The 10,344-nt window shown below is 39.9% G+C and carries 10 protein-coding genes, 1 tRNA gene and 1 pseudogene; 5 read left to right on the top strand and 7 right to left on the bottom strand.

Going from position 1 to position 10,344, the window contains the following annotated elements:
* On the top strand, window positions 1-833 hold an 833-nt coding region (locus HMPREF0023_RS03705; RefSeq protein ID WP_008941228.1), incomplete at its 5' end, for a PhoX family protein.
* A gap of 58 nt (window positions 834-891) precedes the next feature.
* On the opposite strand, the pseudogene HMPREF0023_RS03700 reads toward HMPREF0023_RS03705, so the two are convergent.
* Window positions 892-1,674, bottom strand: a pseudogene (locus HMPREF0023_RS03700) (NRDE family protein).
* A 106-nt stretch (window positions 1,675-1,780) separates the two neighbouring features.
* Between HMPREF0023_RS03700 and lgt the strand changes: the two are divergent.
* Complete coding sequence (lgt, locus tag HMPREF0023_RS03695; protein ID WP_004640964.1) at window positions 1,781-2,593, top strand: prolipoprotein diacylglyceryl transferase; 813 nt, start codon at window positions 1,781-1,783, stop codon at window positions 2,591-2,593.
* Between the two features lie 35 nt (window positions 2,594-2,628).
* Here lgt and wrbA read toward each other — a convergent pair whose 3' ends face one another.
* Window positions 2,629-3,219 (bottom strand): NAD(P)H:quinone oxidoreductase, encoded by a 591-nt coding sequence (gene wrbA, locus HMPREF0023_RS03690; RefSeq protein WP_004640966.1) that lies wholly within the window; start codon window positions 3,217-3,219, stop codon window positions 2,629-2,631.
* Window positions 3,220-3,334: 115 nt separating this feature from the next.
* Here wrbA and HMPREF0023_RS03685 point away from each other — a divergent pair, with 115 nt between their 5' ends.
* Window positions 3,335-4,585 (top strand): YihY family inner membrane protein, encoded by a 1,251-nt coding sequence (locus tag HMPREF0023_RS03685; protein WP_004640968.1) that lies wholly within the window; start codon window positions 3,335-3,337, stop codon window positions 4,583-4,585.
* A gap of 27 nt (window positions 4,586-4,612) precedes the next feature.
* Here the strand turns inward: HMPREF0023_RS03685 and HMPREF0023_RS03680 are convergent, their stop codons facing one another.
* The gene (locus HMPREF0023_RS03680; protein ID WP_008941226.1) at window positions 4,613-5,521 is read right to left on the bottom strand and encodes a DMT family transporter; all 909 of its coding nucleotides are present in this window, start codon (window positions 5,519-5,521) and stop codon (window positions 4,613-4,615) included.
* Between the two features lie 107 nt (window positions 5,522-5,628).
* Between HMPREF0023_RS03680 and HMPREF0023_RS03675 the strand changes: the two genes are divergently transcribed.
* Window positions 5,629-6,438: an AraC family transcriptional regulator gene (locus tag HMPREF0023_RS03675; protein ID WP_005086790.1), complete on the top strand. Its 810-nt coding sequence runs from the start codon at window positions 5,629-5,631 to the stop codon at window positions 6,436-6,438.
* Here HMPREF0023_RS03675 and HMPREF0023_RS03670 read toward each other — a convergent pair.
* The 3 genes from HMPREF0023_RS03670 to HMPREF0023_RS03660 all read right to left on the bottom strand — a co-directional run bounded on the left by HMPREF0023_RS03670 (window position 6,430) and on the right by HMPREF0023_RS03660 (window position 8,577).
* Window positions 6,430-7,326, bottom strand: coding sequence for a polysaccharide deacetylase family protein (locus tag HMPREF0023_RS03670; protein WP_005086792.1), 897 nt, complete (start codon window positions 7,324-7,326; stop codon window positions 6,430-6,432). The two genes, HMPREF0023_RS03675 and HMPREF0023_RS03670, sit on opposite strands and share 9 nt — an antisense overlap.
* Before the next feature lie 70 nt (window positions 7,327-7,396).
* Entirely contained in the window at window positions 7,397-8,071 is a 675-nt protein-coding gene (locus HMPREF0023_RS03665; RefSeq protein ID WP_265586524.1) for a fumarylacetoacetate hydrolase family protein, read from the bottom strand.
* 8 nt (window positions 8,072-8,079) lie between these two features.
* Window positions 8,080-8,577 (bottom strand): YcxB family protein, encoded by a 498-nt coding sequence (locus HMPREF0023_RS03660; protein ID WP_004640980.1) that lies wholly within the window; start codon window positions 8,575-8,577, stop codon window positions 8,080-8,082.
* Window positions 8,578-8,732: 155 nt separating this feature from the next.
* Between HMPREF0023_RS03660 and HMPREF0023_RS03655 the strand changes: the two genes are divergently transcribed.
* On the top strand, window positions 8,733-10,028 hold the full coding sequence (locus HMPREF0023_RS03655) for a hypothetical protein (protein ID WP_008941224.1): 1,296 nt from the start codon (window positions 8,733-8,735) through the stop codon (window positions 10,026-10,028).
* Between the two features lie 49 nt (window positions 10,029-10,077).
* On the opposite strand, the gene HMPREF0023_RS03650 is transcribed toward HMPREF0023_RS03655, so the two are convergent.
* Window positions 10,078-10,154: transfer RNA gene (locus tag HMPREF0023_RS03650), tRNA-Arg, on the bottom strand.
* Window positions 10,155-10,344: the final 190 nt, after the last annotated feature.

Below are 10,344 nucleotides of genomic sequence, written 5' to 3'. Positions count from 1 at the left end.
ATGGTAAGAATGGCTTAACAGAAAGCAATCCTGTCTATCCATTTAAATCACAGGCAGATGTCGTAACTTTTGCACGTTTGGCAGCAGATTCTGTTGGTGCAACAAAAATGGATCGTCCTGAATGGTGTGCAGTCAACCCTGTCAATGGCGAAGTTTATGTGACTCTCACCAATAACTCGAATCGTGGTTCAAGCTATCCAACAGATGCAGCGAACCCTCGTCAATATGAAGATCTAAAAGCGGGCACGACCTTACAAAAAGGTAATGTGAATGGCCACATCATTCGCTTCCGTGAAGCTGAGGATAAAACCACAGCTGAAAACTTCAAATGGGATATCTACTTATTTGGTGCAGAAGCAGCAATGGCATCAAACATTAACCTTTCTGGTTTAACTGATAGCAATGACTTCTCATCACCAGATGGCATGTGGTTTGACCCACGCGGTGTATTGTGGATTCAAACTGACGATGGTGCATATACGGATGTTACGAACTGTATGATGCTGGCAGCACTACCAGGTCAACTGAACGATGGTAGCAAGGCAACAACATCGAATGGGACTGAAACCATCGTTGGGGCAAAAGTGAATGATGAAAATCTTCGTCGTTTCCTCACAGGTCCAAAAGAATGTGAGATCACAGGTGTAACGATGACCCCTGATTACAAAGCTATCTTCATCAACGTTCAGCACCCAGGTGAAGATGCTAAAAGTTATGCAGCACCAACTAGTAACTGGCCTGCAACTCAAACTGACCCGAATAACACCACGGCCCGTCCACGCTCTGCAACAGTGGTGATCACTCGTAAAGATGGCGGTGTAATTGTTGGATAAAACTGCTTAGTTTTAAAAAGTAGATTCAAGCCATGCTATTTTCGGATAGCATGGTTTTTTATTTCAACAAACTGATTTTTTGCTCCACAATCTCCCCCTGTTGCTCACCTTGTTGTGCTTTCTCTGTCCATAGCCATTGTTGCTGACGCATACGCAAAAAATTAGAACATCGTGTTCCGTAGATTGGACTTTGAATAAATGTCGAAGACAATAAAGCCTCCATTTCAGCATTAATCCCCGTATCGGGGAGCAAATCGAGTATCACCTTACGCTCATCCTCCAAAATATCCCAAACTGTAGAATGCAGTGCAGTTTCAGTGATATTCGACTGTTGTAACATCGGTAAAAACTCTTGAGTAAAACGTTTACGTAAATGTTTGGTTTTTTCCCAATCTTCAGACATTAAACCATTCGAAACAACATAAACACCATTGGCGAGAACTTGCGGGGCTTCTCCGCGATTACTCATATAAACGGCTTGCTCTCGATCACCTACAAATAAGTTAAAACCCGCGTATTCTTGTTGTTTTAATTCTAACTGCTGCGCAAAACGAATCGGAGTTAAGTCGCTTTCTAAAAAGGTCTGTATCAAATGACCTCTTGAGGTTTGATATTGATTTTTATCTCGACCATTACGAAAGTTAGTTACAATCGCCCAGCGCCCAGATGCTGTTATCCCCATCCATGTCCCGCCTGACTGTAAATCTTGTCCAGCAATAATGCTGCTATTTTCCCAAGCATGTAAACAAGCACTCGGGCGATGCTAAAACTCATCTCGATTTGAAATTAAGCAAAGTGGCATGTCTTCAAGAACATGCCATGCAAAAGCGACAATACACATTGATTTTGTTCTCACATCTTTACACATTGAATGTACAACATTTTTCACATCATTCCGCTACAATCTGTTCAAAACTTAATTTCAAATTCTAAATTGAGGAACAGCAATGCTGACCTATCCAAATATAGACCCAGTTGCACTGAGCTTGGGACCAGTACAAGTGCATTGGTATGGACTCATGTATTTATTGGCGTTTTTATGTGCATGGGGACTTGCCTCTTATCGCGCTAAGCAGCGTGATGGCTGGACAGGAGACATGGTTTCAGATCTCGTTTTTTACGGTGCGCTAGGTGTTGTACTTGGTGGTCGTGTGGGGTACGTCCTGTTTTACGAATTTGGAAAATTCTTAGAAAACCCACTATGGCTATTCCAAGTTTGGACAGGCGGCATGAGTTTTCATGGTGGTTTTCTTGGTGTAATGATTGCCATGTTATTTTGGTGCAAGAAATACCAAAAAACATGGTTTCAAACACTGGATTTTATCGCACCTTGTGTACCGACAGGTTTAATGTTTGGTCGTATTGGTAATTTCATTGGTGGTGAACTGTATGGTCGTCAAGTTCAAGACCCAAGTTATCCATTTGGTATGATTTTCCCAACAGACCCTTTGGGGCTGGTACGCCATCCATCACAAATCTATCAAGCATTGTGTGAAGGCTTATTACTCTTCATCATTTTATGGTGGTTTAGCTCTAAACCTCGACCACGTATGGCCGTTTCAGCAGTATTCTTAGTTGGATATGGCGTAGCACGTTTCTTTATGGAATTCTTCCGTCAACCCGATGCAGATCAAGGATTCATCTTATTTGGCTGGATGACCAAAGGACAAATTCTAAGCTTCCCAATGATTATTATTGGTCTTTGGATGATTTGGTATGCTTATCGTAAAAACATCTATGATTGGCAATTGAAAAAATAAACAAAATAATGGGAGCTTTGGCTCCCATTATTCATTCAAATGAGCTTTTTAACCAGTTCACCTAAGCGTTTACCTTGAGCTTCACACAATATTTTTTCATCCTGACTTAAACTCTGATCATGACGCGGTCCACTAACATGACTCGCACCATAAGGTGTCCCTCCAGTTTTAGTATTCGATAGTGCAGGAATAGAGTTAGGCAGACCTAAAATCATCATGCCATGGTGAAATAGTGGTGGTAACATCGTCAATAATGTACTTTCTTGCCCACCGTGCATTGAACCCGAAGAGGTAAAAACACAAGCAGGTTTATTATGCAAAGCACCATTGAGCCATAAACTGGTAGTCTGGTCCCAGAAATATTTCATCTCACTGGCCATATTGCCAAATCGAGTGGGTGAACCCAAAGCTAAACCAGAACAATGAGCCAGATCATCTAAGCTACAATATATATCGCCATCTGCCGGTATACTCGGTTGTGCCTCTGTTACAACAGTTGCAAGATTCGGGACTGTTCGAATCCGAGCATTCACCCCTGCTGACTCGATTCCATCCGCAATTAAATGAGCCATTTGCCGAGTAGAACCATATTTGCTGTAATAAAGTACAAGAACGTAAGGTTGCATCACTTTTCATAATTTTGCTAAGTTAAGAACACTATACGACATTTTTACCTTTTTTAGCTGTTGTTGATCTTGTGCACTCACCAAGATCTTGATTAAAAATAACTAGGATATCTCCATGATCTTAAACCGTTATCTAAAAAAACTGAATTTTTTAGAAAAAACATGGTTTCAATTTATTGTCTTTGTATTGCGCCGTTTTGAGGCTGATCGCTGTCGAGAACAAGCAGGATCCTTGACCTATACCACATTATTTGCGGTCGTCCCAATGCTGACTGTGTTTTTGGTGATTATTTCTTCCATCAAAGCATTAGAACCAGCACGACAACAACTACAGCAATTGATTTATAGCAATTTTTTACCTAAAAGCACCATTGCCTTCGATAAAGCCTTAAGTGCCTTTACTGATAAATCGAGCAACCTAACTATTATTGGTATCTTGTTTCTATTTGTCACAACGGTATTAATGCTGTCATCGATTGAGAATGTTTTTAATCGTATTTGGCGTGTCAAAGAAACGCGTACAGGCTTGGTCGGTTTTATGCGCTATTGGACCATTATTTCTTTGGGTCCGATTTTATTAGGGAGCGCATTCGTACTCTCCTCTACAGTTGCCTCAATGAATATCTTAAGCAATAACTTTGCAGGTTATCAGCTAAACGGTGCTTTTCTTTTATGGTTAATTTCATTTTTATTAACCATTATTGGTTTTTTCATTTTGTATTGGACCATACCGAATCGCAATGTCCCGATTTACTCAGCTATGATCGCAGCATGTTTTAGTGCGACAGTGTTTGAAGTCTTAAAACGTCTCTTTGGCTGGATTATGAGTAACTTCACCAGCTATGAAATTGTGTATGGTGCTTTTGCTGCTGTCCCTATTTTTCTGCTTTGGATTTTCTTGTCGTGGAATATTATTTTACTCGGTGTGGAAATCAGCTATGCACTGACCGCATTTCATTCAGGTAAGGAACAAAAGCGTCATCCAATCATGATGTTATTAGATATCTTAGAGCTATTTTATAAGAAGCAACAAGTTGGAAATAGTGTAAGTGAGCATGAGCTACTTGATATCGTAGGTCGTGGTGAGCTGGGGCGTTTACCTTCATATATTCTGCAATTAGAAGCACAAAATCTGATTAAACGTACAGACAATGATGAGTATGTCTTGGTTCGTAATTTAGCACAGGTTGATTTTTGGAGTTTCTTCACCGCACTCCCATATCCACTACCACTACGAGATGATGTTGCCAATGTTCATGCAGATGATGAATGGATGGAAAAAATCGGACCCGCCTTGATTGAAAGCAATGATTATTTAGCAGCTAAACTTTCTATTCCGTTATCCACTATTTTTGAGCAGAAGTAGCAAGAAGACCTCATATTGAGGTCTTTTTTATTTCCTTAACCAACCCTGTAAGCTCACCACCACAATCCCTGCTAACACCAGAATTGAGCCGAGCACGAAGTTAGGTTCAATTCGCTCATCGAGCAACCATACTCCGAAAATGATTCCAAACAATGGGGTTAAAAAAGAGAATACGCCTAAGCGCGAAGCTAAATAATTTCTAAGCAACCAAAACCAAGCTAGAAAACTCGCAAAAGACACCACGAGGGTATGGAATGCCAAACTACCAATTACCAATGGGGTAAAATGAATACTTGCCTGCCCCAAAAACACAGCCAAGCCAAACAATAAAATAAAGCTACCTGCCAATTGATAGAATAAAGTCTGTGTCACCGCAGCTTGTGCCAATGAAGATAAGCGTACGGTAATTGTGGTTGCTGCCCAAGCAATACCAGCAGCCAATGCCAACAAATCTCCCCAAAGCATTTGTTGCTCAATCGCAGAAGCTGTCCCTGATTGCTCTCGGATAAATGTCACCACTATGCCGATAAAAGCTAGAGCAATACCACTCCATTGCAACCAACTTAAACGTTCAGCGGGTAACTTCCAATGTAAACCCAACGCCACGAAAATTGGTGCTGTATATAGCAATACCACTGCATGTGAAGCAGAAGTCCATTGTAATGCTTGCGCCAACAAAAAGAATTCTAAAGAGAATAAAAAGGCAACTAAAGCACCTGCTTGAAGATTTTGGCGATTGAATAATTCAGCAGCTTTATCCAAATACAATAATGGTAATAACAAAATTGCTGCCAAGCCCGAACGCAGTGCAATCTGCATAAGAGGAGAAATATCAGGAGCTGCCATTTTTAGAATGACTTGTTGTAATCCCCAAATCATGCAGAGTCCGATCATAAGACCAGATGCTCGTGCATCTAATGTTTTACGCTCATCCATTGCCAGCTCCCAATTTTATAATTAGAAAGCCAATATAAAGCTGTCTTATTTTGATGATATAGTGAGATTTAGACAATGCATGCATATTTTCAGGCAATTCTCATATTATGAAAAAGTCAGCACATCGCATCCAAGATTTTCAGGAGCTACCCGCCTGTGATGATATTCCAGCATCATTGTGGCTACGTATTCGCGATGCACCCGCTGAAACCTTTTATCCTAAACATGCGCATGCATGGGGAGAGTTTATTTATACTTTTGATGGGGTACTGGAGGTCAGTATTGACCAGATTCATTATCTTACACCCCCACCTTATGGGATTTGGCTACCTCCTCATTTACAACATAGTGGGATCAACCGTCATGAGGTCACGCATTGCATTTTGTATGTACACGAAAACCTGTGCCAAAACATGCCACAACAAGCGGGTATCTTACTGACTGCACCATTGGTTCCAGCGTTGCTAGAGCACATTCGTAAACACCCTTTTTCAGAGCAGGACCCAGAATATTTACGCTTACTACAAGTATTACTAGATGCACTCACACATGCTGAATTGGTAGGAAGTTATTTACCCACCACACAACATCCTGCCTTATCAAAAATATTAAGCCACTTACATGCATATCCAGCGGATAATAGTACCCTGCAGCAGCTTGCGGAAATGATAAACATGACCGAAAGAACCTTGGCTCGTTATAGTCAAAAGGAGCTTGGCATGTCGTTACATGAATGGCGACAACGTCTCAAGGTGATGAAAGCGATGTCGATGCTCAATCAAGGGAAAACCATTGAAAATATTGCATTAGATTTGGGTTATGCGAGTTCTTCCGCCTTTATTTATATGTTTAAACGTTGGATGCACTTTACCCCAGATCAATTTAGGAAATTGTATCAAGGCAGTTCTCTACAATAAGCCATACCGTTTTAAATTTTCCTGCTCATAAGGTGCATCTTCAGCCGGATAACGCAAGTCTGCATGTCCTTGCTGTTTGGCCAAGGACCAAATGATGCTTTCTCCAGCTGGCAAAACCGTTGACGATAGTTGATACAGTGGATCGGTATAAGCTTTCTCACTGTCAATCCACTGCCAACCCTGTTGTTGAAATGCAAGAACCACGTCATCCAAAAAAGCCGCATTAATGGCATTTACATGTAATAACAGTACATGTTTTGGTGAATATCCAATTGTATCTATTGCAAGCTGATCATAATAATCGGCTCGATCTAGCAAATGATAAATGTATGCTTGCTTTAATTTCTCAAGCTGATCACTCTGATGATGCTTTTGATAAGACAAGTATTTTTGGTTATAAAACCAATCACTGGCATCAATACTCACTGCACCCGACTGATAGTCATGCTGTTTAAGATACCCAACAACTGCATCTCTTTTTTCTTGGGTATTGCCTTCTTTCAAAAAAGGATAACGATATCTTGCAACCCAGCCCTGTAACGGTTGAAATACTTGTTCTGCTCGTCGAATTCCATCAATGTATTGTTGGCTACTGATGCTGTCTTTATTTAAGTTAAGATGAAACTCACTATGGTTACCAATTTGATGACCTTGTTTCCCCCATTCAGCAACCAATTGTACACCTGCATAATCACCAATCTTGATTACACTCGGGTAAATAATACTTTTGATTCGATGTTGATGAAGTTGCTCTAAAATATGCTGATTAATTGTTAAGGCTTGAACATTTAAATCAGGATTTACCCCATCATCGAAACTCAACGCCAACTGCTTCGCATGAACGAAACTGGTGATCAAAAACAGTGTCAGGTATAGCCCTATTTTCATTCTATTTTTCTCATTTCTTTTCCCATAAAAAAACGCTGATACCTAGATATCAGCGCCATATCACTCATTCTTATGCTTTAACAAAGGTATCCCAATCATATTCCCCAGACTGAGTAATTAATTTCATCGTAAGCTGATCATTTGGATTTAAAGCACCTACTCCAGCTGGCGTACCGGTCATAATCACATCACCTGCTTGTAAACTAAATGACTGATTAATTTCGACCAATAGCGCTCCGATATCAAACAACATATCCCGACTAAAACCATGCTGACGCTGTTCGCCATTGATCATTAAAACCAATTCTAATTCTTGTAAATCACCGATTTCATCTGCTTCAATCCAATCTGCCAATATACAAGCACCATCGAACGCTTTTGCTCGCTCCCAAGGCTGTCCTTTGTTTTTCAATTCACTTTGCAAATCACGCAAAGTTAAATCCAAACCTAACGTAATCGCACCAATTGCTTCTAATGCTTTGTTCTTATCGATTTCTTGCGATAAAGGATGTGCAATTTGCAAACAAATTTCACATTCATAGTGACACTCGCCTAAGGCCTGATTCCAAGCGACACCTTGTGCTAACGTAGCAAGGCTACTTGGTGGTTTCATAAATAAAATCGGACGATCTGGGACAGCATTCCCCAACTCTTTCGCGTGCTCTGCATAATTTCTACCCACACAAACAATTTTTGAAGGCTGTGTATTCATGAAAACTCCTTGTTGTTTTGAACCGTTATTTATTTTTACAACTATTTTTTAAAACTATTTTCAAATTTATTTTGATCTGCTGGATTAGTAAAAACACGTTTGGGTACGATCACAACTGTTTGGTTTTTAAGTTCCAACATATAAGTCAATTTGCCAATTACAAAAGATTGAACTTCACTATATTGTGCTTTTTGTTTCTTCCCTGCAGCATATAACTCAAAGTAGTCTTGATATAGGTCAATACCTTGTTCACTTTTCCCAAATTGATAGCGCACAAATTGACGTTTAAACAACAGCGGCAATAACCAAAAGCGCATGATCGCTTGCATGATCAAGAAGAAAACACCGAGTGCCACATAGTAACGACCAACTCCGGTGAACCCCAAATAAATTCCCCAAAGGATAATTGCGATGCTAATTGCGGGGGTTAGAAAACGAGTAATCGGTTTTTTGCCAAAAGTGACTAAAGCAAAGCCATCTTGAGATTCTTCCAGATTAAGATAAAAACGTGCGGATATGGTTGGACGCTGTTCAGACATATAACACTTCAATTCGGGTGATCATAGACAGGCATAGATATTACACCAGTTTTTCATCATTCAGACTCGTTTTACATAATAGGGCTATTTCCTTAGCAGAAAAAAGTTATAAATTGTTGTAGTTGGAATCACCAAAAGAAAATCAAAGGAATGTGATGTCTCGTTTTATCACTCTATTTACAATTTTTCTATATTGTTCAATACAGTATAGCTTCGCACAGCTTATTACATGGTCAGATAATATTCCGAGTGCTATACAACCATTTCAAAATCAACCAAAAACTCTGGCAAGTTATACGCAAAATGATATTTTTATCTACGGACACCCAGCCGTAAAAACCTCAGTTCCGACCCTCAAAAATAATCCTCAGCCAACCGCAAACTTTACGACCGCTGCGATGATTGTTCCTGTGAATGCACAACAGGTTGAAAAAACACTGACCGACTTTCATCAATATGTTGGTCTTTTCCCCACACTGAAATCTGCGAAAACATTAGCTCAATCTGGCAATATCACACAGATGAAATATCGTGTTTCGATACCAACCCCTATCCCTGTTTTAAACTTTAATGAAAATATCATCATGCAACACCAATTGACTGAAAATAGTATTTCAACCCTGGTGATTGATGCCCCTATACCCTATGGTGTCGGTAAATTTGAATGGTTTGCTTTGGATGAAAATCGAACATTAATCACACTAACCCAATGGGGTGACCTAAATCAGCCTCAAGGTTTTTTAGTTAAAAAAATTCTAGCTGCGATTCCCGAAGTGAAGCTTGGCATTCCCAGCAGCGGCAGCGCTTTTATCTTAGAATCATTAAGAACACGATTTAACACACTCACACCTATCGCGCTTCCTGCAGGTCAAACACCCTCTCCACAACTCACACCTGCCCAATTAGTTAAAATTGCACAACTGAGTCAAGCTGCTCAACAACCTGTAAGTTTTCTACATTCCCCAACTACAATCGCTTATACACATGGTCGGGAGTCAATGCGCTTTACGACAACCTACCAGTTCTACAAGCAATCGCCTCAACAACTACAAAAATGGCTTGCCCCAGTGACTTATAAGGAGTTATTTCCACGTCAAATTAAAAAAGTGAGCACTACACCTATTCAAAACCAAAGTCAGGATGCCGATATTCAGGTCAATGTTAGTTTAGGTGTAATTAACATTCCATTTGCTTTTAAATTGCAGTTTAACTACCCACAGACCACCGAAAATAACTTTCATGCCAATGGCGGAGATTTACGCTATATCAAAGGGCGAATGCAGATAAATACAGTGAATCAAGGATCTTTATTTAAAATGACGACCGCTATGAAAATTGATGAAAAAGCACCATTTTTATTAAGAGCGATGCGCAGCCTTCCTTATCACGATACGTTACCTGCCGTTGGTGGGAATACGGTATTTGTACAAAAAATACGAACCAAACTCTAAAAGCAATAGGCACAAAAAAACCGCATTTAAGCGGTTTCTTTTTTCAAATTGGTGCGCTCAGAGAGATTCGAACTCCCGACCCCTTAGTTCGTAGCCAAGTGCTCTATCCAGCTGAGCTATGAGCGCATATTTGATGTTGGGCATTATACGTATTTTTTCTCAATTGATAAGCTCTTTTTCACTCGATCATGATCAACTGGCTATAGATTGCTCTTTTCATACATAACCACCGCTTCAAAAATAATAGAAACCTTAACCTGTACCATCTTAACCTTATAATTAAATTAAATATTATTTAGAATAGTTTTTAACAAGC

Origin of the sequence: Acinetobacter sp. ATCC 27244, from assembly GCF_000156555.1 — a bacterium.
Taxonomy (GTDB): Bacteria; Pseudomonadota; Gammaproteobacteria; order Pseudomonadales; family Moraxellaceae; genus Acinetobacter; species Acinetobacter haemolyticus.
The sequence above is the reverse complement of the archived record's forward strand: the minus strand, read 5'-3'. Positions and strand labels throughout refer to the sequence as shown.

Bases quoted from the DNA above. Each gene is read 5' to 3' on its own strand.
- lgt (WP_004640964.1), top strand. From the start codon at position 1,781: ATGCTGACCTATCCAAATATAGACCCAGTTGCACTGAGCTTGGGACCA.
- wrbA (WP_004640966.1), bottom strand. From the start codon at position 3,219: ATGCAACCTTACGTTCTTGTACTTTATTACAGCAAATATGGTTCTACT.
- HMPREF0023_RS03685 (WP_004640968.1), top strand. From the start codon at position 3,335: ATGATCTTAAACCGTTATCTAAAAAAACTGAATTTTTTAGAAAAAACA.
- HMPREF0023_RS03680 (WP_008941226.1), bottom strand. From the start codon at position 5,521: ATGGATGAGCGTAAAACATTAGATGCACGAGCATCTGGTCTTATGATC.
- HMPREF0023_RS03675 (WP_005086790.1), top strand. From the start codon at position 5,629: ATGAAAAAGTCAGCACATCGCATCCAAGATTTTCAGGAGCTACCCGCC.
- HMPREF0023_RS03670 (WP_005086792.1), bottom strand. From the start codon at position 7,326: ATGAAAATAGGGCTATACCTGACACTGTTTTTGATCACCAGTTTCGTT.
- HMPREF0023_RS03660 (WP_004640980.1), bottom strand. From the start codon at position 8,577: ATGTCTGAACAGCGTCCAACCATATCCGCACGTTTTTATCTTAATCTG.
- HMPREF0023_RS03655 (WP_008941224.1), top strand. From the start codon at position 8,733: ATGTCTCGTTTTATCACTCTATTTACAATTTTTCTATATTGTTCAATA.